This is a genomic window from Campylobacter sp. 2018MI01 (assembly GCF_018501205.1).
In the GTDB taxonomy this organism is placed as follows: Bacteria; Campylobacterota; Campylobacteria; order Campylobacterales; family Campylobacteraceae; genus Campylobacter_E.
In genome coordinates, this window is sequence record NZ_JAHCZE010000012.1 from 1 (window position 1) to 26,239 (window position 26,239).

Sequence of the window (26,239 nt, forward strand, 5' to 3'; positions counted from 1 at the left end):
ATTTAGCATCACTTATAGATGGTAATTTAAATCCTTCTAAAGTGCTTTTATTTAAAATTATTTCATCAGCACTAAAACCACCTTTAAAAATTGAATTAGTATCATCAATTTTGCTTACATATTCACTTTTTACAATTTTATTAAATACTGAATTAGAGCTTTTTATTTCTCCTGAATAATTATTTAAAGCCCCATCTAAATAAACATTATCTAAGGTTATTTTAGAATTTATAGTAGGTTTTAGAGTTTTTATAAGTCTAATATCATCAGAATTTACAATATCGCCTTTAATATAACTATTTGTAATTATAAATGTTCCAGTAGAAGTTGAACTTTTATTTAAATCAAGACCACCACCAATATAAGCTTTGTCAATATTTGCATTTTTTCCGAGATTTGTTTTAGTGCTTGAATTGATAATAGTATCAAAAGTATTATTTGTAGCATTCATAGTATTGCTTGATTTTGCAATGAAATTTGCATTATTTTTATAAATACCCTTAATAGTAAAATCTCCATCAGTATTTATATACCCTGTTATATTAGAGCCTTTATTATTTTTAGTATCATCTATTACAATAGTGCTTGATTGATTAGCCATAATAGCTGTTGATTTTATATCATTATCTCCTGCTTTTATGATTGAACCACTTATATTTAAATAGGTTTTATCAGTTCCAAAACTACGAGCATTAATAGCTTGATAACTTCTACCACGCTGATAACCTCCTTCTACTAAAGAATTATTTAAATTTAATGTCCCCTTATCTATTAAAATAGCAGAAGCAAATTGAAAATCTGTTCTATCAGCATTACCAGCATAAACACTAGAATTAATTAGAGTAACTATTCCATTATTTTTTATTTTAATAGCTTCTATATTATTACTAAATACACTATTGCCTTGAGAAATAAAAATAGAACCATTATCTGTAAAATTACCGCCAGATACTAATATTAAATAATCTTTATTATCAATTTGTGTATTTTTATAATCAAATATTAGATTTTTATTTTCTATACTATTTGTAGTTAATGTGCCATTAATTACAAAAGTTGAATAAATACTATCATCTATTTTATTGGCTTTAATACTAGATATTCCTGTTTGTTTTATGTCTATATTTTTTGTTAAGTCACCAACAATATTTGTAGCATCATATGAATATAAAATAGTTGTAAGAACTATACTTAATTTAAAAATATTTTTCATTAAAAAACCTTTATTTTTTACATAAATTTGTATTACATAAATTAATATTAAATAAAATTAAGTTATTTTAAAATATTAAATATAAATATTAGAAATATTTAGCTGAATTGTAGGGCTAGGTTTGAAATAATTTTTTTGCAAACTATAATGAATATTGACACATTCATTTTCAAATGGGATAAAATCACAATTAAAACAAATCGCTTCAAAAGTTAAATTATTTTGAGTAAAAGTGCATTTTAAGTGCTTTTCGTTTAATAAAACTAGATTTTTAATAATTACGCCTTTACTTATAAAAAATGGCTTTTCATTACCTTGTCCAAAGGGTTCAAAATCACTTAAAATATCTAATAATTCCATATCAATTTCGCTAAATTCTAACTCGCCTAAAGTATTAGTAGTATCACAAAAATCAATATCATTATAATTAAGTTCTAAATTATTTAGCCTTGTTTTAAATTCTTTTAAATGTTCAACCTTTAAAGCAAGTCCAGCAGCTCCTTTATGTCCGCCGTAATTAGTCAAAATATCGCTAACATTTGATAAAAGCTCTAAAATATCAAGCTCTGCTACGCTTCTAGCACTTCCTTTTGCTAAGTCATCTTCAATATTAAAAACAAAACTAGGTTTATTAAATTGTTTAGCTAAACGACCTGCAACTATGCCTAAAATACCCTTATGCCAATTCTTAGAATAAGCTATGATTACTTTATCATTTTCGTTTGCAAATTCTATGCTTTCTAAAAAACTTTGCTTTTCTTGTTCTTTTCTATCTTGGTTTAATTTTTCTATTATTTCTAATAAATTCTTAGCTTCATTAAGGCTTTTTGCTCTTAAAAATTTATAAGAAATACTAGCATCATCCATTCTTCCACTAGCATTTAATAATGGTGCTATTAAAAACGGAATACTCTCATAATCAAAGAATTTCTTTTTATATTTTTCTTTTAAAACTACAAAAGCAGGACGATTTAATTTATTTAACTCTTTTAAGCCATAACGAACTAATATATGATTTAAATCATTTAAATTCATCATATCAGCAACAATTGCAATACACAATAAATCTAAAAAACTAGCCATATTGTATTCTATATCTAATTCTTTTTTAATAGCCCCACATAGCCACCAAGCTACTTGTGCCCCGCAAATCTCACAATTAATATGCTTAGAAAAATCACAATCATCTCTTTTTGGATTAATTACAGCATAAGCATTTGGTAAAGTATCTCCTGGGGTGTGATGATCGCTTATTATTAAATCTATACCTAATTCTTTACATTTATTTGCAGCTTCATACGCTACTATTCCATTATCAACCGTGATTATTAAACTAGCGTCTAAATTACTCACTATATCTTCGCTAATTCCATATCCATCGCTAAAACGATTTGGAATTTTAACAATTATTTCTACACCTAAATTAGCAAAAAATTCACTCATAATAGTAGAAGATACTATGCCATCTACATCATAATCTCCTACTACTGCTATTTTTTCTTTATTTTTTATTGCCTTAGCTATTCTAATTGCTGCTTTATTCATATCCTTAAAGGTATGAGGTTTTGGAATAGTGCTAAGGCTTTTATGAAAATCGTTTTTAAATCTATCTTCTAAAACCTGCTTAATTTTAGTTTTATTTAGTGCAAGCATTGTCTAATAAAGCCTAAGATGACAGGATTTGCTTTAGTTAGCCTTGAAGTAAATTCAGGATGATATTGAACGGCTACGAAGAAATCATTATTTGTATTTTCAATAGCTTCAATAAGTCCATTTGATTCTCCACTAATAATAAGTCCATTTTGCTCGTATAAATCACGATATTTTGAGTTAGCTTCATAGCGATGGCGATGTCTTTCATAAGCTACTTTAGAATTATATAACTTACTTAAAAGTGTGCCTTCTTTTATATTACAAACATATTCACCAAGTCTTAAAGTCCCACCTAATGGAGTTTTTATTGTTCTGATTTCTTTTGAACCTGATTGATTAATAAATTCATCAATTAAATAAACAATAGGATTTTTAGTATTCTCATCAAATTCAGTTGAATTTGCATCATCAAGTTTTATAACATTTCTAGCAAATTCAATTAAACTAAGCTGCATTCCAAGACAAATTCCTAAAAATGGAATATTATTTTCACGAGCATATTTAATAGCCTTGATTTTACCTTCAACACCACGCTGTCCAAATCCACCAGCTACAAGTATTCCATCATTTCCAGCTAAATCATTTTCATCTTTTAATTCTTCACTATCTATCCAATTAATCTCTACTTTTGTATCAAGATTTGCACCTGCGTGAATTAGTGCTTCTGTTAAAGATTTATAACTTTCTTTTAAATCTATATATTTTCCTACGAAAGCAATTTTAACTTTTTTGCTTGGATTAATTATTTTTTCTGTTAATGCTTCATACTCTTTTAAATTAGGAGTTTTTAGCTTTAGATTTAAATGTTTTGCAATAGGTAAAAGTATATTTTGTTCTAAAAATTTAAGTGGAATTTGATATATGCTTTTTGCATCAATACTTTCTATTACACAATCAATTTCTACACCGCAACTCTTTGCAATTTTTTCTTTTATTTCATCGCCTAGTGGGATTTCACTACGAGCTATTATCATATCAGGACTAATACCTATTCTTCTTAATTCTCCAACTGAATGTTGGGTTGGTTTAGTTTTTAATTCTCCTGCTACTTTTATAAAAGGAACAAGAGTTAAATGTGCGTAAAATACATTATTTTTTCCGTATTTAAGTCCTAAAGAACGAATTGCTTCAAGAAATGGTAAGCCTTCAATATCTCCAACCGTTCCACCGATTTCTACTACTAAAACATCTTGATTTAAAGCTGCTGCTTCCATTCTACTAGCAATTTCGCCTACAATGTGTGGAATTACTTGAATAGTTTTACCTAGATATTCTCCACGGCGTTCTTTTTCAATTACGCTTTGATATACTTTTCCTGTAGTAAAGTTATTAAGATGAGTTAAATCTTCATCTAAAAATCTTTCATAATGTCCTAAATCAAGGTCAGTTTCTGCACCATCTTTTGTAACAAAAACTTCTCCGTGTTCAAGTGGGCTCATAGTTCCTGGGTCAATATTTATATAAGGGTCAGCCTTTAAAATACTTACCTTTAATCCACTTTGTTTTAATAAACTTGCAATACTAGCTGCTGCAATTCCTTTACCAAGTGAGCTTAAAACTCCACCTGTTACAAATATAAATTTAGCCATACTTTTTCCTATCAGTTTTTTTTATTGTATATAATTTTAATAACCAATCAAATAACTTCGTTTTTTAAAAATTCTAAAACCCTAATTTGTGCGAAATCTTCAATTTCTTCTTCGCCTTCTTTAATTGATTTTTTCAATACTAATCTATCAAGTTGAACGAAATTAATTTTTCGCTTTAGTTTTGGATTTTGTTTAGTTAATTTTTTAATTCCTTTAAGTATATTATCAACTCCCATTGTATCTTGTTTAATATATTTTATATATTGATAAATGGTCGCTAAAAATATTCTTCTTTTAATTTCTTTTTTATAGATTTCTTTTGAGAGTTGTTCTATTTTTCGCTTTAAATCTTGTCTTTCATCTTTAACAACTCCTGCAATACAAGAAATTAATTTAGCTCTTAAATCAAAAGAATTATTAACTCCTATAAAAGTAATTCTTAAATTCGCTAAAAAAATATAAATTAAATCTAATTTCATTTACCCTCTATTAAGTCATTTTATCTTAAAATGCGTTTTCTCAAGTCAAGCCTTGTGCAATGTTTGTAAAAAGCAGAGCTTCAGGATGGGAACATAGCAGAGCACTTTTTATGAGTGTGTGCCGCAAGTCTCTTGGCTTGGGTTTGTAAAAAACTCTTCAAATTCTTTTAACATTTCATAAAAATTTACTTCACCAATTTTAGGATTTTCTTTAAAATCATTTAAAATCTTTGAATAACCATTTTTTAAATCCTTAGATTTAACGCCGTAATAATTAGAAATGATTGCTTCTAAAAAAGCTCCAGTTTTATCACAAGCTTTAAGCATTTTTCCATCAATTGTATTAAAACAATCTTCATTATAATCGTTTGGATTTTGAATAATTTTTACATTTTCTTTATTTATTCTATTTTTAAATTCATCTTTTTTAATCTTACCATCTTCATTATAAATTCCTAAAAGATAAGCAAATTCAGCTCTTATATTATTAGGCACAAAAGGTAAAATCTTTTCATCAATTAATTTAAGCTCATAATCACTTATTATCTCACTAAGCCCATCAATTCCGTATTTAACAGGTGTAATAATATCTCTTGTAAGACTTTCTGGTAAATCGTGAAAAATAGCACAAAAGAAGTTACTAATAAATCTAGTATCACAAGCTTTTATTTTAAGACAATAAAAATAGCTTAAAACAGCTACTACTAACATATGTCCTAAAACACTTGTTTCAGGAATTCTAGGAGTTTGAGCCCAACGCTTTTGAAATCTTAAACGACCACTTAAATCAATTACCTTAGCTAATTTTTGATTTAATGATATTTTTTGAACTGCTAAAATTTCTAAATAATCTTCTAATTCTTCATCTAACTTAGCTTTAATTTCTTCATAATTACTAACATTTGGATATATGAATGAAAACTCATATCTAGTTGATAAATACCCTGCTGCTTTTAAAATAAATTTTTCTTTTTCGTGAGTTTTATCATTGTAATAATTATTAAAAATTTTTAAAAAATCATCGTTTTTATTGATTAAACTAAATTGTTTTTGTATCCATTCATCTAATTCTTTTTGTTTTGTTTTTTTGATTTCATTTAATACATCAGGGCGAATATCAGTAACTATTACACGAGAAATAAACTCAACAACAATAGCATTAAGTAAAAATCTCATATCAATGTCTTTTTCACTTTTTGCTAAAAAATAAGCAATAATAGCCTTATGAGCTTGTTTATCAAGTTCAACTAAATTACAAATTCTAGGAAAATCATTCCATCTTGAAATTGAAGCAGCCTTAAAAATATGTAAAACAAGCTCTGGGCTAATCATTATTTATCCTTTTTATCTTTTTTCTTTTCTTTTTTAATTTCCGTATCAGAGCAACACTCAATCACCGTATGAACATTACCACGAGGATTAAAATCTCCAACTAATTTAATATATTTTGGTTTTAAACGCTTTTTAAGAGTATTATAAATCTTATTTATACTATCTTCGTGGCTTATGTTTTTGTTATAAAATGAATTAACATAAAGTTTAATTGCTTTAAGTTCAACTACCCATTTATTAGGTATATATTCTAAATATAATGTTGCAAAATCAGGATAACCACTTCTTGGGCAAAGACAAGCAAATTCAGGTAGAGTTATTTTAATAACATAATCATTTTTTTGCTTATTTTCCCAACGCTCTAATTTTTTACCTTTAATTTTTTTTATTTCTTTTTGTCCGTATTTTAATTTTTCTTTCATTTCATCTCCTTAAGATTTTTGTCCTTATAAAATAAAAAGCCTTGATAATAATCAAATTTAATATCTTTTGTTAAATCAAGTAGATTTTTATTATCAATAAATCTCATAATAGTTTTGATATTTAGGTTTTTACATAAATTAAATAAATTTTCATAAATTATAAAATATTTTTCATTTTTTACATTTTTATTAAACTCAATATCAAAAATACCAAATTCAAATTCTAATCGTTTTAAATATTCTAAAGAACTAGGCGAACCTATACGATTTAGGGCAAAATTGATATTAATTTCTCTATATTCTTTTATTATTTCTTCAAATCTTGGCATATCATAATAAACATCATTTTCAAAAAATTCAAAAATAATTTTCCCATTTGTATTAGGGTGCTTAATAAAATATTCTCCTAAATAAAATAAGAAATTTAAATTCCTTAAAAAATCAGGAGATATTTTAATAATAATCCTATTATCAAAATGATATTCTTTCGCTAAAAGTTCTAAAAGATTTTTATAATAATTAAATTCTAAATTATTTTTAATAATTATTTCTTCTAATTTTGCTTGAGATATTTTCTCTGGATAATCTGAATTAATCCTATAATTTAAATAATATATTTCTTCTTCGCCTTCTAGCCTTTGGATTTTTAAGAAAAAATCACTCTTATTTATAGAGCTTACAACACTATTAGTAATGATATTTTCAGTAGCTACATCTACATCATCTTTTAATCTATTTTGTGCTTCTAAATAAAGTTTATTAAAATTAATACTTGATTTTATAATAGAATAATAGCACTTAAAATCAACTCCATCTATTCTTTCTCTTTTAATTTCTAAAAATATTTTTTTAATTTCGTGTTGCAAGGTTTTATGCTTTGAACTACTTAAAATCATAAAATCAGCAGTAGTAATCCTACCTATTATTAGATTTTCATCCCACGCATAGAATTTATCAATTAATTTTTTTAACAATCTATCACTTTTATTAAACCCTAGCATTAATTTAATTTCGTTTATATTAGAAATTGTAAAAAACACTATAAAATCATCATTATTTAGATATTTTGTAAATTCACTTTGTAATAAAGTCCCAGTTTTTTCATCAATTACATTATGTTTTACTGATTTATAAATTACAAAAACAAAATAATAAAAATACAAAAATATAAAACATAAAATTACTAATATATCTAATGGTTTAAAAACTATTTCGTTAAATTCTTGCAAATATACAAAAGCAAAAACTAATAGTAATAAAGGCATAATGAGCTTAATAGCTGCATCTTGCCTATTTTTTCTTTCAATTTTTTTACTAATTGTCATATATCTAAGTGTTTTACATCTTTAGCGTGTGCTTGAATATATTCACGGCGAGGTTCAACTTCATCTCCCATAAATAAATTAAACACTCCACTAGCCCTATCAAAATCATCAACACTAATTTGAATTAAACGGCGATTTTCAGGGTCCATTGTAGTTTCCCATAATTGTTCTGGGTTCATCTCACCAAGACCTTTATAACGCTGAATATAAGTTCCTTTTTTAGCATTTTTTTCAACTTCATCAAGAACTTCTAAGAAATCTTTATCATTAAAAATATTTCTTTCTTCAATTTTTTTATAAATATAAGAAGCTTCTTCAAAATATGGACTATAAAATAAATCATTATTTACAACTATTTCTTCTAAACCATTTTGAGTTTGAACATAGATTTTAATCTCATCTTCACTAAGATAATGATTTAATATATTAAATCCTTTTGCTTCTAAAAATTCTTTTGATACTTTAAAAATCTCTTGCATATTAAGAGCTAAAATATCAGGATTTTCAACATAATGTCTAATTAATTCAATCACATTAAAGCGTTTTTTAAGCTCATTTAAAATACTTCTATAAGCTGCTACAACTTTTAAGAAATCTTTTAAATCATTTGTCCCAATTCCACTAAATTCTAAATTCTCAACTCCAGTTTCAATCAAATAATCATTTAAAGCTTTTTCATCTTTTAAATATATTTCTTTTCTTTGACCTTTTTTATAGCGATATAATGGTGGTTGAGCTAAATATACATGTCCATTTCTAATTAATTCTTGCATAAATCTAAAGAAAAATGTAAGAATTAGAGTTTGAATATGAGAACCATCAACATCAGCATCTGTCATAATGATAATTTTATGGTATCTTAATTTTTCTATATCAAAATCATCGCCTATTCCACAACCAAATGCCGTAATCATATTTTTAATTTCATCAGATTTTAAGATTTTATCAAGGTGTGATTTTTCAACATTTAAGATTTTTCCTTTTAAAGGTAAAATTGCTTGAAATTCCCTATTTCTTCCTTGTTTAGCAGAACCACCCGCACTATCGCCCTCTACTAAATATATTTCTCTAATTTCAGGGTCTTTTGAAGAACAATCAGCTAATTTTCCAGGTAAAGTCCCTACACTTATGCTTTCTTTTTTACGAGTTAATTCTCTTGCTTTTTTTGCTGCTTCACGACCTCTTGCAGCCATTAAAGCTTTATTCATAATAGCACGAGCATCGTTTGGATTTTCTTCAAAGAATTTAGTTAAAGCATCGTTTGTAATTTTATTTACTATACCACGAACATAAGAACTACCTAATTTACCTTTAGTTTGTCCTTCAAATTGTGGTTCAGGAACTTTTACACTAACTATTGCAATAAGTCCTTCTTTAGTATCTTCACCTGTTATTTTTATATCTTTTTCTCTAGCGGCTGCATTTGCTTCAATATAACTTGTAATTACCTTTGTAAGCCCCATTCTAAAGCCTGCTTCGTGAGTTCCACCATCTGCAGTTTTAATGTTATTTACGAATGAAAATAAAGTCTCACTATAAGTATCATTATACATTAATGCAATATCTACAACTACATCTTCTGCTTCATCATTAAATGCAATTACATTTGTAACAGCTTCTTTTTTATTTAAATCAGTTACAAATTGAGAAATACCACCATCATAATGATAAGTTTCGCTTTTACCATTTCTTTGGTCTTTAAAATTAATAGTAATTTGTGGATTTAAATATGCTAATTCACGAAATCTCTTAGCTAAAGTATCATAATCAAACTCAACTACTTCAAATATCTCAGGGTCAGGGAAAAACTCTATACTAGTTCCTGTGCGATTGGTTGTTTTAATTATTTCTAACTCACTTGTTGGAATACCTTTAGAAAATTCTTGTCTATGAGTATTTCCATCTCTTTTAACGGTTGCAATTAATTTAGATGAAAGTGCATTTACAACCGATACACCAACGCCGTGCAAACCACCACTAACCTTATAAGTATCTTTATCAAATTTTCCACCAGCGTGAAGAACGGTTAAAACAACGGTTAGAGTTGAGATATTTTCAGTTGGGTGAATTCCAACAGGAATTCCACGACCATTATCAGTAACTATACAAGAACCTTCTTTGGTAATTTCAATATCAATAGTATTACAAAAGCCAGCCATAGCTTCATCAATAGAGTTATCAACTACTTCATAAACCATATGATGAAGACCATTAAAGTTAGTATCGCCAATATACATTCCAGGGCGTTTTCTAACTGCTTCTAGTCCTTTTAATACTTTAATTTTACTTTCTGCATAATTTTCTTGCATTATTTATCCTTAGTTTTTATTTGCTGATATTAGTGATAAGAAATTTTTACTTTCTAACACAACAGGAGCTGCTGATGAATAGAATTTAAATGTGAAATATTCATTTTCATTTAAATGTAAAAAATCCATCATATGTTTGTTTGTAAGATTTATTTCAAATTTATCTTCTATAGTAATATTTGTTTCTAGCTCACTTGTAGCATTTGTTTCGTTAAAATCATCACTTAAAGCATTATTTTTAAATGTGATTTTACCGGTTTCAAATTCTATTTGACATTTTGTGCAAACTGCACTTAGTTTTTTTATTTCATTTAAAAAGTCTTCGTTTTTAATGATAATTTCATTTGTAGGTAATTTATGTGGCATTACTTCAACATATCTTAAAAAATCAATAGTTGCTAATTTTGTAAAGAATTTAAAATTATCATTTTCAATGATTAAATAATTATTTGTTTTATAAACTCTTACTTCTTCATTTAATAATTTTTGTAGTTCTTGAGCTGATTTTTTTGTAATTATTAATCTTTGTTCGTATTCATTTTGAGCTATGAATGAATATTTGTGAATTCTTTTAGAATCGCTTCCTACAAAAACAATGCTATCTTTTAAAATATCTATATAACAGCAATTAAATTGAAAAGAAATACCATTATTATCAACAGCAGGTAAAATCATTTTAAAGCCGATATTTAGTTCTTTTGCACTTATTAAAATAGGTGTTTTGCTATTTTCATCTTCTAAGAAAGAAAAATTATTTTCACTATTTATTGGCAATGAAAAATTAGTTTTATTTTGGGTAATTTTGATAGATTTTTCTAATTTTTTGATTTTAATATCGCTATTATCAAGGCTTTTTAAAATATCAATTAATTTTTTAGCATTGATAAAAATTTGCCCTTCATTTATAATATTACATTCTTGGATTTTATATTCAATTCCTATTTCACTATCACTTGCTCTTAAAATTAATTCATTGTTATAAGCTAATAATAAAATATTAGAATTTAAACTTGTATTATCTTTTTTCTCAACATAATTGCTAACTATTAAAGCTATATTTTCTAATCTCTTTTTGTCTATTTGTATTTCCATATTCTTCCTTTTTCGCTTTATTATATTTAATAATCTTTATTTTTTGAGTTTATTATTTTATTTTTTAAATGTTCTACTAGGCTTCTAAAATCATCATCAAGACATATCATTTCATTTATTTTTTTAATATGTTTTGAAATAGCACTATGGTCTTTCATTTGAAAATGAGTTGCTATTTGACTTACTGAATTTGAAATTAATTCTTTAGTTAAAAATATAACTATTCTTTTAGCTTTTACTATTTCTTGTTTTTTAGAACTTGATTTTATTTCGCTTGTTTTTACATTTAATTCTGAACTTACTATATCAAAAATATCTTCAATTTCAATATTTGATTGATTTTCTTTAATGTATTCTTTTATTTGATTTTTTAAATCATCTAAGGTTATTTTTTGTTTTCTTATACTTTGAAAAGCGTAAATATAATTTATAATTCCTTCTAAATCCCTTACATTTTCACCTATATAATTAGCAATAGTATTAATCATTTCATCATTTAATTCTATATCATATACAAGGCTTTTTTTCTTAATAATTGCTTTTTTAGTTTCTATATCAGGGACACTAATATTTGCAAGAACTCCTTTATTAAATCTTGATTTTAATCTATCTTCAATTCCATTTAGATTTTTTGGTGCTACATCAGAAGTTATTATAATTTGTCCTTTTCTTTCAATAATATCATTGAAAATATGAAAAAATTCTTCTTGCATTTTATCAGTAGTGCCTAAGAACTGAATATCATCAATTAATAATAAATCACAATCTTTATATTCACTATTAAAACTATCAAATTTATTTGTTAATATAGCATTATAATAATCTTTTTTAAATCCTTTTGAAGTTTTATATATTACTTTTTTTCCAAGTTCTAAACATTCATGTCCACTAGCGTGCAATAAATGCGTTTTACCTAAACCTGTATTTGAATATATAAAAATTGGATTAAAGTCTTTTCCAAATTTATTTTCATCTGTTATTGTTTTACAAATTCTATAAGCAAACTCATTACTTTGTCCTACTATGAAATTATCAAAAGTAAGACTTTGATTTAATATTGAAATTTGTTTTTTAGCTACTATTGGTTGAGTTTCTTGTGGTTTGTTTATTTTTTCATTATTTACTTGAATTGTAATTTTATATTTTTTACTATTTGTTTTTTCTGCTATTTTTTCTAATATATTTTGGTATTTTGTTTGAATATGTTTAGCTATGAATTGATTAGGTGCATTTAGAATTATTTCATTATTTTTGCTTTCATTAATTTGTAAAATTTCAAAATAATTTTTATATTGATTTTCTCCAATTAATACTTTTAATTCTTTTAGAATTTTATTTAACATTTATTCCTCTTTTTTGTTATTACCTTTGATGATGTGAAAATCTAGTAATATTTGTTTAAAAATATTTAAAACACCTATATATCAATGCATTTAATAGTGAAAAAATATACCAAAAATATACAAACAATTTACAATATTTCATCATAAATTTCACAAGCTCTTTAAAAAATTCTTTAATTTAGTGAAATTTTTTTATGAATTTTTATTGTAATTTTTAAAATTCTTATAAATTTTCGTGAAATTCTATAAAAATCAGTTTATGTGAAATTCTATTTCATTAAGAAATTTATCGTAATAATAAGCATTTCATAAAAAAATAATTTTAAATTTCACAAGGATTTCACATATGAAAATTTTAGGATTTGACCCAGGAACTAGATTTTGTGGATATTGCCTTTTAGAAAAAAATGGCAGCACAAATACTCTTTTAGAAGCAGGTCTAATAAGATTTAAGAGTAAAGAATTAATAGATAATATTTTAGAATTAAACGAAGCTTTAGAAATGATTTTTAAAAAAGTCCCAAATGCTAGTGTGGCGGTTGAAAATATATTTTTTGCTTATAATCCGCAAAGTGTTTTAAAACTCGCACAATTTCGTGGAGCAATGCTACTTAAAATCTTGCAAACTTATGGGAATTTTAGTGAATATACAGCTTTACAAGTTAAAAAAACAATCACAGGCAAAGCAAAAGCAGAGAAAGAACAAGTAGCTTTTATGGTTAAAAAGCTTTTAAAAATCAATAAAGAAATAAAACCACTTGATATAACCGACGCAATGGCGGTTGCATTAACTCATAGTTTTTATATAAAAAATACTTAAAATATTAACTTAAAGATATATTAGAATCTGTAAAAACAGATTCTAAAATTTATTTTAAACTAGCTAAAATTTGCATAGCTTCTACATTATCTCCTTGTTTTACAAGTATTTTATCTATTGTTCCATCACTCGTTGCTTCAATTGGAACTTCCATTTTCATAGCTTCAAGAATAAATAATTCTTGCCCTGCTTTTACTTTATCTCCTGCTTTTACAAGCACTTTAAACACATTTCCTGACATTGAGGCTAAAATGCTTTTATCATTAGCTATTGATTGTGAAATTTCTTGTTTTTCAATAATTTTTGAAGTATTTTCTTTTTCTTTTACTTTTACTTCGTAGCTATTGCCATTTACTAAAATTTTATCTTTTTCAATTTCTACATCATAGGTTTTATCATTGACTTGCACTGAATAAAGATTGTTAGAATTTGATTTAGTATTTTGAGAAATTTTTCTAACATTGACTTTTGCTTCACCTTTTAAAAATGCTAATCCTTTTTCTTTACAAGCTGCAACTATGAATAGATTTTCATCAGTTACTAAAATACCTTCTTTTTTAAGTATTTTTTCAATGTATTTAAGTGATTTTGTCTCATCAAGGTCGGCTAAATCTATTGCTTTTTCTTTTGTTGGTTTTAGATTTAATTGTTCGCTTGCAAGTTTTACTATTTTTGGATCTGGTGCTACAGGGGTTTTTCCAAAATAGCCTAAAACCATTTTGCCATAGCCTTCTGCGATTTTTTTCCATTCGCCAAACATTACATTATTAAATGCTTGTTGGAAATAAAATTGACTAACAGGAGTTACACTAGTTCCAAAGCCACCTTTTTTTACCACTTCGCTCATCGCTTTTATAGTATCAGGGAATTTATCTAATACATTATTATCTCTCATCATTTGAGTATTCGCTGTTAATGCTCCACCTGGCATAGGTGAAATCGGTATTAATGGACTAACTTGTATAGCTTCAGGTGGCATAAAATAATCTTTCATACAATCTTTAAATACTTCTTCATATTTTAAGATTTTTTCAACTTCAAGCCCACCTAAATCATAATTTTTACCTTTTACAGCGTGTAACATTGTAAGAATATCAGGCTGACTTGTTCCACCACTAACAGGAGCTGCTGCAAGGTCAATTCCATCAACACCAGCTTCAAGTGCTGCTAAATAACAAGCTACACTAACACCTGCACTTTCGTGAGTATGAAGTCTAATATGAGTATTTGCAGGTAAAAGTTTTCTAGCCATTTTTATTGTTTCATATACTTTTTGTGGATTACTTGTCCCTGATGCGTCTTTAAAACAAATGCTATGAAATGGGATATTAGCTTTTAAAATTTCTTTTAAGGTTTTTTCATAAAACTTAGTATCGTGAGCGCCTTTGCAACCTATTGGTAAATCCATCATAGTTATTACAATTTCGTGTTTTAAACCATAATGCACTATTCTTTCGCCACTATATTTTAAATTCTCAACATCATTTAAAGCGTCAAAATTTCTAATCGTAGTAGTTCCGTGTTTTGCGAATAATTTTGCGTGTAAATCTATTATTTCACGACTACCAGTATCAAGTGTAACGGTATTTACTCCACGAGCAAGGGTTTGAAGATTAATACCATCTCCTACAATTTCACGGAATTTATCCATCATAGTAAATGCGTCTTCGTTTGTATAAAAATAAAGGCTTTGAAATCTTGCCCCGCCACCAAATTCAAAATGCCTTATCCCAGCTTCTTTTGCAGCTTGTAATGCTGGGAAAAAATCATTCATTAAAACTCTAGCTCCATAAACTGATTGAAAGCCATCACGAAAACTTGTATCCATAATATCTATATATTTTTTAGCCATTTTTCTCTCCTTTAATTTAATTTATCTTTTAATGCCGCACAAATTGAAGCGATTATTTCATCTTTATCTTTTTTATTTTTATCATCAATATTGCTTAGAATTTTTTCTAAATTTGTTTTTATATAACTCGTATCAAAAATACCTTTTCTAAATTCTTTACTTTTTGCAATAGTTTTTAAAAATGAAATTGTTGTCTTTACGCCTTCTATTGTAAATTCTTCTAAAGCTCTTTCTAATTTATTTACCGCTAAATCATAACTAGACGCTTTTACAACTAATTTTGCGACTAAAGAGTCATAAAATGGCGGGATTTTATAACCTTTATAAAGATGGCTATCAACCCTAACTGAAGGTCCTAAAGCAGGATAGTATTCTGTAACCATTCCTGGTGTTGGTATGAAATTCTTATTAGCATCTTCTGCAGTAATTCTAGCTTCAATAGCAAAGCCATTTGATTTAATATCACTTTGTTCTAATTCTTGAATTTGTCCTGCTGCATATCTTAATTGCCTTACTATTAAATCAACCCCTGTTATCTCTTCTGTAACGCCGTGTTCAACTTGTATTCTAGTATTCATCTCCATAAAATAAAATCTATTGTAATCATCTAACAAAAACTCAACCGTTCCTGCATTAGTATATCCAGCCGCTTTTGCAGCTGCTACTGCAGTAGCTCCCATACTTTTTCTTAAATGCTCGCTTATTGATGGACAAGGTGCGATTTCTATTATTTTTTGATGGCGTCTTTGAATAGAACAATCTCTTTCGCATAAATGAATTATATTGCCATAATTATCGCCTAATATTTGAAATTCTATGTGGCGTGGATTTTCTATGAGTTTTTCCATAAAGACATCATCATTATTAAAATATGCTTTAGCTTCTCTTTTACAAGTATTAAATGCAGGTATTAATTCATCTTCATTCCAGACTTCTTTAATCCCACGACCACCGCCACCGCCACTAGCTTTTAATATTACAGGATAGCCAATTTTTTTGGCAAATTCTTTTATTTCTTCTTCTTTGCATTCATTTAATACTTTTGTTCCTGGAACTACTGGAATGCCGTTTTTTTGCATTAATTCTCTTGCTATATTTTTATTTCCCATATTTTTAATAACTTGAGATTTTGGTCCAACGAAAATTAATCCTGCATCTTCTACCATTTTTGCGAATTCATAATTTTCACTTAAAAATCCATATCCAGGATGGATTGCATCAGCACCACATTCTTTTGCAGTTTGGATTATTATTTTTGCGTCTAAATAGCCCTTAATGGCATCTTCACCTATACATTTTGCTTCACTTGCGATTTTTACATGCAGACAATTTTCATCAGGCTTTGTATAGATAGCTACACTTTGAATATGCAAATCCCTACAAGCTCTTATGATACGAACAGCAATTTCTCCCCTATTTGCTATTAAAACCTTACTAATCACCTTTAAACTCCTAATTTTAAATAGTGATTTTATTTTAATATTTTAGATTGAAAAAGATGAGTTTGCTTTTGTTTTAACCATTTATTTGTTACTAAAAGTAACAAAATTAAATATTCAATTTTTTAGTTTATGGAATTTGATTTTAATATTTTTACTTGGTTTATATTGAAAAATCAATATAAACCAAAATAAGCAAATTGTAATTTATTTTAAATTCTCTTGGCTTTTTAAATACACACTAGCACAATCTTTGCTAAGTTCTCTTATTTTTAGCATAAAATCTTGTCTTTGAGTAACGCTAATTGCACCCCTAGCATCAAGTGTATTAAATAAATGCGCGCACATTAGACAATAATCATACGCAGGTAGTGAGTAACCACTATCAAGCACACTTCTTGCTTCATTATATGAAATATCAAACATTTCTTTAAGTCTTGAAGCATTTGCTAATTCAAAATTAAACTTAGAGTATTCAAACTCACCTTGCTTATGAACATCAGCATAAGTTAGCCCACCGCCCCAATTAATATCATAAACATTATCAATATCTTGAATATACATTGCTAAGCGTTCAAGTCCGTAAGTAATCTCTGCACTAATTAAATCACAAGAAAATCCACCAACTTGTTGAAAATAAGTAAATTGAGTAACTTCCATTCCATCAAGCCATACTTCCCAGCCAAGTCCCCAAGCTCCTAAAGATGGGCTTTCCCAGTTATCTTCTATAAATCTTACATCGTGTTTATTTAAATCAATTCCTAAAACTTTTAAGCTATTTAAATATAAATCTTGAATATTCGCTGGACTTGGTTTCATTAATACTTGAAATTGATAATAAGCACCTAAACGATTTGGATTTTCTCCGTATCTTCCATCAGTTGGACGGCGAGATGGAGCAACATAACAAACATTATGTGGTTTTGTTCCAAGTGATTTTAAGAATGTTTGTGGATGAAAAGTCCCTGCACCTGCAGGAAAATCATAAGGCTGAATTAAAGCACAACCTTGCTCGCACCAATACTTTTGTAAGTTTAAAATAATTTCTGAAAATGTCATTTAAAAGCCTTTAAAATAAATTTTATTTATCATACAAAATTAATATAAATTTATGTTATTTTGCATATAATTAGCGATTTTTTAAGGAGATTATATGAAAAAATTAATTTTAATTACAAGTTCTTTATTTGTTTTTAGTGCTTGTGTTAGTCAAGAAAATGAAGTTGTAAAAAGCAATTTAATGAATCTTGCTTTACAAACTGCTTTAAATCCTAGCTTAAAAGACGAACAAACTAACTGCATTACTAACAAAAATGCAAGTTCTTGTTTAAATATTGCAAATGTTTTATTACAAGGCACTTCAACTTCTCAAAACATTCAAGCAGCAGGTTATTACTATCAATTAGCTTGTTCTTTTGGCTTAGCAATTGGTTGCGATAAAGCTAACGAATTAAAAAAATAACCTTTTAAGAATTTAAAACGAGTTAGTTTTAAATTCTTTTAAATAAATTCTTTCAATTAAATAAAAAATCAAAATATCAAATTAATAAAATAATTATAATTTTTTAAGAAAATATATTAAAGGATAAAAATTATTATTAATTGTGTAAAATTGTAACAATGATTTTTATTTTTATTATATTTTATTCTTATATTAATCTTAATGATTTTCTTTTCTTATAGTATTTAAGCAAGGAGGATTTATGATTGAACAAATTAACTTAATCATTTTATTTTTTTTATTATTGTCAATAGTTTTAGGCTATTTATTTAAAGCAAATATTGGTATTTTTGCAATTGTATTATGCTTTATTGCTGCTTATATTTATGGCTTAAAACCTAGTGAAATTGTAAAATTATGGGGGCTTGATTTATTTTTTATCTTAGTTTCTATTACTTATTTTTATGGCTTTGTCATAAATAATGGAACTTTAAATAATCTAGCTTCAAAAGCAGTTTATGGGGTAAGAAACTATCCTTGGAGTATTCCTATAGTTTTATATATTGTTGTTGTAATTTTTGTCGGTATTGGACCAGGGCATTATGCTGGATTTGCCTTTATGAGCCCATTAGTTTTATATATAGCTAATAAGATTAAAATGAATAAAATTTTAGCTGCTATTATAATTTATTCAGGTTCTTGTGCTGGGGGATTTAATCCTTTTACTTTAGGTGGTAGGGTTACTTATAATCTAATTGAGAATTTAGGTTTTACACCTGAACAATCAGCAATTATGCAATTAAATCTTGGAAAAAATATGTTTATAGCACATACTTTAATTTTTATTTTAGGATATGTGTTATTAAAGGGGTATAAGGTTGTATATTCATCAAATATTGATAAACCTGAAAAACTAAATTCTATACAAATTAAAACGATTTTAATAGTTACATTTGTATTTTCTTTGGTTATGGTTCCATCAATTTATTTATCTTTTCAACCTGAAAATTTATTGATGAGTAAAATGACTATATTTTTTAATCCTACTTTTGTTTCATTCTTAGGAATTATTTTAGCTATTGTATTTAAGATAGGAGATGAAACACAAGCTTTTAAAAATATACCTTGGAATTTAATTTTTATGATTGGTGCATTAACTATGCTAATAGCACTTGGAAAATCTACTGGTGCTATGCAAATAATAAGCAATTTTTTAAGTGCTCAAGGTGGCAATGATAGTAGCTGGATATATTATTTATTAGGCGTTTTATCTTCTTCAATGAGTGCATTTGCTTCTAGTATGGGCGTTGTAATGCCGACATTTTTTCCTATTGTTCCAAGTCTTAGCGTATTAGAGCCATCTTTGGCATTTTCTATTATCGCAACATTTGCAACATTTACGGGGTATTCAAGTTTTTCATCAGGCGGAGCATTGGTTTTAGCAGGGACACAAGATGAGCAAGAAAGAAAATATTTATTTATTAGGTTATTAATATTACCTATTTTGCTTGTGTTATTTGGGTTTTTGTTATTGTTTTTAGGTGTTATTAATTAATTTATGAAAGGGAAAATTATGGAATTTAAAAATTATATAGGCAAACAAGAAATTATAAAAGAAGAAATAAGTCTTACTCAAGTTGAAAAAATAGTCGCAACACTTGATTATAAAGATTTAAAATTAGGTGATGAATTACCTTATTTATGGCAATGGTGCTTTTTTAATAAGGCTTTAAGTAAAGATAAATTAGGCAAAGACGGACACCCTAAATTAGGCGGAAGCGATGATAGTTTTTTACCTAGTTTTGGAAATGTTAATCGTATGTGGGCTGGTGGTAGATTTACTTTTAATTCAGCGTTGATTATAGGCAAAATCGCTACTAAAATTACTACTATAAAAGATATTCAAGAAAAAGTTGGAAATACAGGAAAATTAATTTTTGTTACTTTAGAGCATAAATATTATCAAGATGAAGATTTAAAAATTATTGAAGAACAAGATATAGTTTATAAAGAGCCAACTCCACCAAAATTAACTAGCAATAAATCTGTAAGCGAAGCTGATTTTTCTGAAAGTTTTTGCCCTGATTCTACTTTATTATTTAGATATTCAGCACTTACTTTTAATGGGCATAAAATTCATTATGATTATCCTTACGCTACTATGGTTGAAGGATATAGTGGCTTAGTAATTCACGGACCTTTATTAGCTACTAAGATGATTAGTTGTTTTGCAAAAAATCATAAAGATAAAAAAATCACAAAATATAGTTATAGAGGATTACACGCAGTTTGCACTCCTAGTAGTTTTTGCGTTGAGTCAAAAATAATTAGTGAAAACGAAGCAAATGTGTGGATAAATAAAGATGGCTTTATAGCTCATCAAGGCATTATAAATTATAAATAAAGGAGAAAAAATGTTGCCATTAGAAGGAAAATTAGTATTAAGTATAGAACAAGCAATAGCAGCACCATTTTGCACTAGACAATTAGCTGATTTAGGTGCTAGAGTTATTAAGATAGAACGCCCTGATGTAGGGGACTTGGCAAGAGGATATGATACTAGAGTAGATGGACTTGCAAGTCATTTTGTATGGACTAATAGAAGCAAGGAGAGTTTAGCTATTGATTTAAAAACCGAAGAAGGTATGAAAATAATAAAATCAATTTTACCTAAGGTGGATATTTTCGTTCAAAATCTAGCATTTGGGGCTGCAAAAAGATTAGGATTAGATTATGAAAATTTAATTAAATATAATCCAAAAATGATTGTTTGTGATATTTCTGGCTATGGAGAAGGTGGAGAATACGAACACAAAAAAGCTTATGATTTATTAATTCAATCAGAAAGTGGCTTAGTATCTATAACAGGAAATGGTGATGAGTGTGTAAAAGTACCAATTAGTATAGCTGATATATCTGCTGGAATGTATGCTTATAGTGGGATTTTACAAGCTCTTTTATATCTTGAGAAAACAAATAAAGGCTCAAGAATAGAAATATCAATGTTAGAATGTATGGCTGAATGGATGGGGTATCCAATATATTATACTTATAAGGGTGCTAATCCGCCTATTAAAAAAGGTGCTTTTCACGCTAGTATTACTCCTTATGGTCCTTATAAGGCTGGTGATGGTAATGTTGTTATGTTTGGTCTTCAAAATGAAAGAGAATGGAGTAATTTTTGTAAGATTGTATTAGAAGATGAAAGCTTAATTAATGATGAAGAATTTAAAAATAACACATTAAGAACAAAAAACGCACAAAAGATTAAAGAAATAATAGAAAATAAATTTAAAAATCTAACGGCAAAAGATGTTGTGGATAGATTAGAAAAAGCAAAAATTGCAAATGGTAATGTAAATGAATTAAAAGATGTGTGGAATCACTCTCAATTAAAAAGTAGAAATAGATGGAGAGAAGTTGATACTGAAGTAGGTAAAATCCCAGCACTATTGCCACCGGCTACAAATAATAATTATGAGCCTAGAATGGATAAAATCCCAGCGTTAGGAGAACATACTCATAAAATCTTAAAAGAATTTGGATTTAAAGATGAGATTTCTCAACTACAATCAAAAAATATAATAAAGGTAAGAGATGAAAACTAAGAGTTTTTTGTTTGTTCCATCAATTAAAAATGATAGATTTAATAAGGCTTTAAATAGTGGAGCTGATTATATTATTATTGATTTAGAAGATTCAATTAGCCCTAATCAAAAAGATAAAGGCAGGGCTAATATTTTAGAATTTGCAAATAATACAGATGCTAATTTTTTTATAAGAATTAATGATACTAAGAGTGAATATTTTAAAGATGATATGAAATTATTAGATGAATTAAATAAAATGAAAAAATTATATGCAATTGTATTGCCTAAGAGTGAGAGTTCAAAAGAATTTGAATTATTTAAAGATTTTAAAGATTTAATAATAATTCCAATTATTGAAAGTGCTTTGGGCGTTGATAATTTAGATGATATTGCAAGTTCAAAATTAATTAAATTATTAAGTTTTGGTGCTTTAGATATTTCTTTAGAATTAGGATTAAAAGAAGGCAGTGGAAGAGAAAATTTATTAAATCACATAAGAAATCAAATAGTGATAAAAAGTGCAAAATATAAATTATTACCACCAATTAATGGAGTATATCCTGATATTAAAGATGAAATTGGTTTAAAATCTGAATTAGAATTTGTATCTTCTATGGGTTTTGGCGGGTCTTTAAGCATTCATCCAAATCAAATTCCAATAATCAATCAAGTATTTAGTCCTACTAAAGAACAAATTCTATGGGCTAAAGAAATAGTAGAATTGGCAAAAAATACTGATGATATTGTATTTAATTATAAAGGCAATATGATAGATTTGCCAGTAATTAAGAAAGCTCAAAATATACTAGCAAATATCTAATATCTCTCTTAGGAGAGATATTAAAATAAGTGTGGGATTATTCCTGCAACATATCCAAAAATTAAGCAAATAATACTAATTGCCCAAATATAAAAGAATGAGCGTTTAATATGGTCTTTTATAGATACATCAGCAAGACCACATCCAAGCAATGTAGCAGGAACAACAGGGCTTATAAATGTAGCACAATTTCTAGCTAAAACCATAATAATAGCAAGGTTCATTGGGTCAATTCCAAAAGCATTTGTAACGCTTAAAACCACAGGCATAACGCCATAAAAATAAGAATCCGTGCAAAAGATTAATGCCATAGGAACAGCAAGCAAGCCTACTACTAAAGGAATTAAATTACCATATTCATTAGGCACTAGAGTTAGAATTGAAGCTCCCATTTTATTCATAATTCCACTTTTATCAAATACACCGATTAAAATTCCTGCACCAATTAAAGTAATATACATCATTATTGCTCCACTACTTGCTTTATCTAAAACTTTTTTAGCTATTTTTAAATTAGGATAATTTAGTGGCAACGCAATTGCAAAACCTATCATAAAGCAAACATAAGAAGGTAATACATTAATTACTAAAGCAGCAATAACAGCTATTAATAAAAATACATTTACTAAGAAAAATTTATCGTTTTGAAATTCGCTTTTTTCAATTTCAAGTTTAATTCCTTCAAGATTACCACCAGCACCACGCCTTTTTTCTTGATAACCGATAAAAATAGCTAAAGCTAGTGCTAAAACAAGACCTAAAACTTGCATAGGGATTAATTGATGCCATAAATCATTCGCGTCAGCTTCAATAACCGTTGCAGCTCTTAGAGTTGGACCTCCCCAAGGAAGAACATTCATAACACCCATTGCACTAGCACAAATTAATAAAAGTGATGATTTTCTCATTCCAAGTCTTTCATAAATTGGAAGCATAGCCGGAATAACTATTAAAAATGTAGCTGCTCCACTACCATCAAGATGAACAAACATTGCCATAAGTGAAGTAAGAATTGTGATTACAAATACATTTGGTGTAACTTTACTAAGCAAGAAATTAATAATTTTATTAAAAAATCCACTAGCACTAAGCACACTAAAAAAAAGAATAGAAAATACAAATAAAGCTGCTGTATCGCTAACGGTGTTTACACCATCTTTTATAAAACCTTTCATTGCTTTAAAGTTTAAAACATCTCCCTTAACCCCTAAAGCTTTTCCGACTTCTAACCCACAATAATCCATTATCATAAGCATTGCAGCAACTACAAAGCTAACTAAAATAAATGCTATCGCAGGAGTGGTTTTATCTTTTAAGAGTAGCCATACGATAAATCCAAGCCCAATAAAGCCTGTAAGTGATAAAAATAAATCCATTTTTAACCTCCATAAAAAAATGTTAGATTTTAACAAAGTTACAATTTGAAATAATTGAAAATGGATAATTTTTTTAAAAAGTGTTAAGTTTCGTAACAAATTTTAGAATTTAAGAAAAAATTAAAAAATAATAATTCAAATTCTAAAAAGAATTTGAATTAATAATTAATCTTGTTTGTTAGGTAAGATTAGATTTAGAGTAATTGCAAGTAAGGCACTAAGTCCAACTCCTGAAAACGAAACGCTTCCAAAACTAGCACTAAGACCGCCAACACCTACAATCAAAGTAGAACTAATAATTACTAGGTTTTTATTGTTAGTTAAATCTATTTTAGCATCAACTAAGGTTTTAATCCCAAGACTAGCAATTGTTCCAAATAAAAGTATCATAACTCCACCCATTACAGGCAATGGAATTGATTGTAAAATAGCATTAAATTTACCCACAAATGCAAGTAATATTGCAAATATTGCAGCCCAAGTCATAATTTTTACTTGTGCGTTTTTTGTAATCATTATTGCACCTGTAACTTCTGAATAGGTTGTAACTGGAGGACCACCTATTAAACCTGCAACACAAACTCCAACACCATCTCCACTTAAAGTTCTATGAAGACCTGGGTCTTTTGTGTAATCTTTTTTAGTTACTGCACCTATTGCCATAACTGCACCAATATGCTCAATTACAGGAGCAATTGCAACAGGTATCATAAAAATTGCTGCACTAAAATTAATGCTAGGTGTTTCAAAATGTGGGATTGCAAACCAAGGTGCAGCTTTAATTGCACTAGTATCAACATAGCCTAAAATAAAGGCTAAAATATATCCACAAATAGCACCTATTAAAATAGGAACTAATTTAAACATTTTTGAGCCAAAAATAGCAATTACAATAGTAACTAAGAATGAAAAAGTAGAAAGCATTAAAGCTATATCTTTATCAATTACTTGAGTTGAACCACTCATACCCATAGCCATTCCAGCCGCACTTACAGCAACGCTAAGACCTATTACGATAATTACAGGGCCAATTACAACTGCGGGAAAAAGTTTGCTAATAAAACTCTCGCCTTTTGTTTTGATAATTGCAGCAAAGATAAAATAAACAAATCCCGTGCAAAACAAAGCAAACATAGTTGAATTAATTCCCCATTCTTTCATAGAATAAATTATAGGGGTTATGAATGCAAATGATGAGCCAAGATAGATAGGAACTTTAAATTTCGTAATGATTTGAAAAATAATCGTTCCGCACCCAGCACCTAAAAGAGCCATTGCAGGATTTAGTCCGGTAAGTAAAGGAACTAATACCATTGCACCAAAGGCTACGAATAAAATCTGAAGTCCAGATATCGCGTCTTTAATCATAAAAAAATCCTTTTTTATTTTGAGTTATTATCTCACAGGGGTAAGGTAAAAAAGGATTTTTTTCATTAAATTAAATAAACATAAAGGAGGATTGGTGACCCATACGAGACTCGAACTCGTGTTACCGCCGTGAAAGGGCGATGTCCTAACCGCTAGACGAATGGGCCTTTCAAGAAGTTTTTTCTTGTGATGTAAAAGCCGTTATTATATGTGAAAATTCTTAAAGTTTTCTTAAATTATAAAAATTTTTTCAATTTTTTTAAAATTTTTGTAAAAAATTGTAATTTTGATGAAAATTTTCAATTTAAAAACGACAATTTTAATCTTTTATGTTTAATATTTACATTTTTTTATAAGGAGAATATATGAAAGAATTAAAAGAAGCAAGGCTTAGATTAGTTGCTATGCCAAAAGATACAAATCCTGCAGGCAATATTTTTGGTGGTTGGATAATGAGTCAAATAGATTTAGCTGGTGCAGTTGCAGCTAAAGAAATAGCAAATGGTAGAGTAGTTACTATCGCAGTTGAACAAATGACCTTTAAAAAACCTGTTTATGTTGGAGACATTGTGAGCTTTTATGCTGATATTGTAAAAGTTGGAAGCACATCAATACAAGTTCAAGTAGAAGTTATCGCTGAACGCTGCACTCCTAAATTATATGGAGTTTGTGTGCCTGTTACAAGTGCACTTTTAACTTATGTAAATGTTGATGAAAACGGAGAAAAAATCAAAATTGATGAGAATTTAAAACGCTACAAGGGATTTTAATAATCC

The 26,239-nt window shown here is 27.6% G+C and carries 21 protein-coding genes, 1 tRNA gene, 1 other RNA gene and 1 pseudogene; 8 read left to right on the forward strand and 16 right to left on the reverse strand.

What is annotated here, in order from left to right; translation table 11 throughout:
* The 4 genes from KJQ97_RS03365 to KJQ97_RS03380 all read right to left on the reverse strand — a co-directional run.
* On the reverse strand, positions 1-1,213 hold a 1,213-nt coding region (locus KJQ97_RS03365; RefSeq protein WP_214119958.1), incomplete at its 3' end, for a hypothetical protein.
* Positions 1,214-1,288: 75 nt separating this feature from the next.
* Positions 1,289-2,866 carry a single-stranded-DNA-specific exonuclease RecJ gene (recJ, locus tag KJQ97_RS03370; RefSeq protein ID WP_214119959.1) on the reverse strand — a complete coding sequence of 526 codons (1,578 nt, stop codon included), beginning with the start codon at positions 2,864-2,866 and terminating at the stop codon, positions 1,289-1,291.
* On the reverse strand, positions 2,854-4,455 hold the full coding sequence (gene pyrG / locus KJQ97_RS03375; protein ID WP_214116158.1) for a CTP synthase: 1,602 nt from the start codon (positions 4,453-4,455) through the stop codon (positions 2,854-2,856). Before pyrG ends, recJ begins: the two co-directional genes overlap by 13 nt.
* 47 nt (positions 4,456-4,502) lie before the next feature.
* Positions 4,503-4,934: a hypothetical protein gene (locus tag KJQ97_RS03380; RefSeq protein ID WP_214116160.1), complete on the reverse strand. Its 432-nt coding sequence runs from the start codon at positions 4,932-4,934 to the stop codon at positions 4,503-4,505.
* Between the two features lie 43 nt (positions 4,935-4,977).
* Here KJQ97_RS03380 and ffs point away from each other — a divergent pair.
* An RNA gene (gene ffs / locus KJQ97_RS10035) (signal recognition particle sRNA small type) lies at positions 4,978-5,075 on the forward strand.
* Here the strand turns inward: ffs and KJQ97_RS03385 are convergent.
* The 6 genes and pseudogenes from KJQ97_RS03385 to dnaA form a co-directional block, all read right to left on the reverse strand.
* Positions 5,076-6,266: pseudogene (locus KJQ97_RS03385) on the reverse strand (HD domain-containing protein); the annotation flags it as partial.
* The gene (gene queF / locus KJQ97_RS03390) at positions 6,266-6,688 is read right to left on the reverse strand and encodes a preQ(1) synthase (protein ID WP_214119961.1); all 423 of its coding nucleotides are present in this window, start codon (positions 6,686-6,688) and stop codon (positions 6,266-6,268) included. The gene queF and the pseudogene KJQ97_RS03385, both read right to left, overlap by 1 nt.
* Positions 6,685-8,013, reverse strand: coding sequence for an EAL domain-containing protein (locus tag KJQ97_RS03395; protein ID WP_214119962.1), 1,329 nt, complete (start codon positions 8,011-8,013; stop codon positions 6,685-6,687). The genes queF and KJQ97_RS03395 overlap by 4 nt, the downstream gene beginning before the upstream one ends.
* Positions 8,010-10,322, reverse strand: a complete 2,313-nt coding sequence (gyrB, locus tag KJQ97_RS03400; RefSeq protein ID WP_214116169.1) for a DNA topoisomerase (ATP-hydrolyzing) subunit B — start codon at positions 10,320-10,322, stop codon at positions 8,010-8,012. Before gyrB ends, KJQ97_RS03395 begins: the two co-directional genes overlap by 4 nt.
* Before the next feature lie 9 nt (positions 10,323-10,331).
* The gene (dnaN, locus tag KJQ97_RS03405) at positions 10,332-11,414 is read right to left on the reverse strand and encodes a DNA polymerase III subunit beta (RefSeq protein WP_214116171.1); all 1,083 of its coding nucleotides are present in this window, start codon (positions 11,412-11,414) and stop codon (positions 10,332-10,334) included.
* 26 nt (positions 11,415-11,440) lie between these two features.
* The gene (gene dnaA, locus KJQ97_RS03410; protein WP_214119963.1) at positions 11,441-12,757 is read right to left on the reverse strand and encodes a chromosomal replication initiator protein DnaA; all 1,317 of its coding nucleotides are present in this window, start codon (positions 12,755-12,757) and stop codon (positions 11,441-11,443) included.
* 346 nt (positions 12,758-13,103) lie between these two features.
* Between dnaA and ruvC the strand changes: the two genes are divergently transcribed.
* Positions 13,104-13,577 carry a crossover junction endodeoxyribonuclease RuvC gene (gene ruvC / locus KJQ97_RS03415; protein ID WP_214116175.1) on the forward strand — a complete coding sequence of 158 codons (474 nt, stop codon included), beginning with the start codon at positions 13,104-13,106 and terminating at the stop codon, positions 13,575-13,577.
* Positions 13,578-13,626: 49 nt separating this feature from the next.
* On the opposite strand, the gene KJQ97_RS03420 is transcribed toward ruvC, so the two are convergent.
* The 3 genes from KJQ97_RS03420 to glyQ form a co-directional block, all read right to left on the reverse strand.
* Positions 13,627-15,429 (reverse strand): biotin/lipoyl-containing protein, encoded by a 1,803-nt coding sequence (locus KJQ97_RS03420; protein ID WP_214119964.1) that lies wholly within the window; start codon positions 15,427-15,429, stop codon positions 13,627-13,629.
* Positions 15,430-15,440: 11 nt separating this feature from the next.
* Positions 15,441-16,871, reverse strand: a complete 1,431-nt coding sequence (locus KJQ97_RS03425; protein ID WP_214119965.1) for an acetyl-CoA carboxylase subunit A — start codon at positions 16,869-16,871, stop codon at positions 15,441-15,443.
* Between the two features lie 204 nt (positions 16,872-17,075).
* Positions 17,076-17,927, reverse strand: a complete 852-nt coding sequence (gene glyQ, locus KJQ97_RS03430; protein WP_214116180.1) for a glycine--tRNA ligase subunit alpha — start codon at positions 17,925-17,927, stop codon at positions 17,076-17,078.
* A gap of 94 nt (positions 17,928-18,021) precedes the next feature.
* Here glyQ and KJQ97_RS03435 point away from each other — a divergent pair, with 94 nt between their 5' ends.
* From KJQ97_RS03435 to KJQ97_RS03455, 5 genes are all read left to right on the forward strand, one after another.
* Complete coding sequence (locus KJQ97_RS03435; RefSeq protein ID WP_214116183.1) at positions 18,022-18,330, forward strand: SEL1-like repeat protein; 309 nt, start codon at positions 18,022-18,024, stop codon at positions 18,328-18,330.
* 244 nt (positions 18,331-18,574) lie between these two features.
* Positions 18,575-19,864, forward strand: coding sequence for an SLC13 family permease (locus KJQ97_RS03440; protein ID WP_214116450.1), 1,290 nt, complete (start codon positions 18,575-18,577; stop codon positions 19,862-19,864).
* 18 nt (positions 19,865-19,882) lie between these two features.
* Positions 19,883-20,713, forward strand: a complete 831-nt coding sequence (locus tag KJQ97_RS03445) for an HTD2 family dehydratase (protein WP_214119966.1) — start codon at positions 19,883-19,885, stop codon at positions 20,711-20,713.
* Between the two features lie 10 nt (positions 20,714-20,723).
* The gene (locus KJQ97_RS03450; RefSeq protein WP_214119967.1) at positions 20,724-21,917 is read left to right on the forward strand and encodes a CaiB/BaiF CoA transferase family protein; all 1,194 of its coding nucleotides are present in this window, start codon (positions 20,724-20,726) and stop codon (positions 21,915-21,917) included.
* Positions 21,907-22,719: an HpcH/HpaI aldolase/citrate lyase family protein gene (locus tag KJQ97_RS03455; protein ID WP_214119968.1), complete on the forward strand. Its 813-nt coding sequence runs from the start codon at positions 21,907-21,909 to the stop codon at positions 22,717-22,719. Before KJQ97_RS03450 ends, KJQ97_RS03455 begins: the two co-directional genes overlap by 11 nt.
* 20 nt (positions 22,720-22,739) lie before the next feature.
* Here the strand turns inward: KJQ97_RS03455 and KJQ97_RS03460 are convergent, their stop codons facing one another.
* From KJQ97_RS03460 to KJQ97_RS03470, 3 genes are all read right to left on the reverse strand, one after another.
* The gene (locus KJQ97_RS03460; RefSeq protein ID WP_214119969.1) at positions 22,740-24,095 is read right to left on the reverse strand and encodes a CitMHS family transporter; all 1,356 of its coding nucleotides are present in this window, start codon (positions 24,093-24,095) and stop codon (positions 22,740-22,742) included.
* Positions 24,096-24,260: 165 nt separating this feature from the next.
* On the reverse strand, positions 24,261-25,463 hold the full coding sequence (locus KJQ97_RS03465; RefSeq protein ID WP_214119970.1) for a uracil-xanthine permease family protein: 1,203 nt from the start codon (positions 25,461-25,463) through the stop codon (positions 24,261-24,263).
* Positions 25,464-25,555: 92 nt separating this feature from the next.
* Positions 25,556-25,630: transfer RNA gene (locus KJQ97_RS03470), tRNA-Glu, on the reverse strand.
* 198 nt (positions 25,631-25,828) lie between these two features.
* Between KJQ97_RS03470 and KJQ97_RS03475 the strand changes: the two genes are divergently transcribed.
* Entirely contained in the window at positions 25,829-26,233 is a 405-nt protein-coding gene (locus tag KJQ97_RS03475) for an acyl-CoA thioesterase (RefSeq protein WP_214116195.1), read from the forward strand.
* Positions 26,234-26,239 lie beyond the last annotated feature (6 nt).

Excerpts from the sequence above, each read along its gene's own strand:
- KJQ97_RS03445 (WP_214119966.1), top strand. The coding sequence starts at position 19,883 with ATGGAATTTAAAAATTATATAGGCAAACAAGAAATTATAAAAGAAGAA.
- queF (WP_214119961.1), bottom strand. The coding sequence starts at position 6,688 with ATGAAAGAAAAATTAAAATACGGACAAAAAGAAATAAAAAAAATTAAA.
- KJQ97_RS03380 (WP_214116160.1), bottom strand. The coding sequence starts at position 4,934 with ATGAAATTAGATTTAATTTATATTTTTTTAGCGAATTTAAGAATTACT.
- KJQ97_RS03450 (WP_214119967.1), top strand. The coding sequence starts at position 20,724 with ATGTTGCCATTAGAAGGAAAATTAGTATTAAGTATAGAACAAGCAATA.
- KJQ97_RS03460 (WP_214119969.1), bottom strand. The coding sequence starts at position 24,095 with ATGGATTTATTTTTATCACTTACAGGCTTTATTGGGCTTGGATTTATC.
- KJQ97_RS03475 (WP_214116195.1), top strand. The coding sequence starts at position 25,829 with ATGAAAGAATTAAAAGAAGCAAGGCTTAGATTAGTTGCTATGCCAAAA.
- glyQ (WP_214116180.1), bottom strand. The coding sequence starts at position 17,927 with ATGACATTTTCAGAAATTATTTTAAACTTACAAAAGTATTGGTGCGAG.
- KJQ97_RS03435 (WP_214116183.1), top strand. The coding sequence starts at position 18,022 with ATGAAAAAATTAATTTTAATTACAAGTTCTTTATTTGTTTTTAGTGCT.
- ruvC (WP_214116175.1), top strand. The coding sequence starts at position 13,104 with ATGAAAATTTTAGGATTTGACCCAGGAACTAGATTTTGTGGATATTGC.
- recJ (WP_214119959.1), bottom strand. The coding sequence starts at position 2,866 with ATGCTTGCACTAAATAAAACTAAAATTAAGCAGGTTTTAGAAGATAGA.
- KJQ97_RS03465 (WP_214119970.1), bottom strand. The coding sequence starts at position 25,463 with ATGATTAAAGACGCGATATCTGGACTTCAGATTTTATTCGTAGCCTTT.
- KJQ97_RS03420 (WP_214119964.1), bottom strand. The coding sequence starts at position 15,429 with ATGGCTAAAAAATATATAGATATTATGGATACAAGTTTTCGTGATGGC.
- KJQ97_RS03455 (WP_214119968.1), top strand. The coding sequence starts at position 21,907 with ATGAAAACTAAGAGTTTTTTGTTTGTTCCATCAATTAAAAATGATAGA.
- dnaN (WP_214116171.1), bottom strand. The coding sequence starts at position 11,414 with ATGGAAATACAAATAGACAAAAAGAGATTAGAAAATATAGCTTTAATA.
- dnaA (WP_214119963.1), bottom strand. The coding sequence starts at position 12,757 with ATGTTAAATAAAATTCTAAAAGAATTAAAAGTATTAATTGGAGAAAAT.
- pyrG (WP_214116158.1), bottom strand. The coding sequence starts at position 4,455 with ATGGCTAAATTTATATTTGTAACAGGTGGAGTTTTAAGCTCACTTGGT.
- KJQ97_RS03395 (WP_214119962.1), bottom strand. The coding sequence starts at position 8,013 with ATGACAATTAGTAAAAAAATTGAAAGAAAAAATAGGCAAGATGCAGCT.
- gyrB (WP_214116169.1), bottom strand. The coding sequence starts at position 10,322 with ATGCAAGAAAATTATGCAGAAAGTAAAATTAAAGTATTAAAAGGACTA.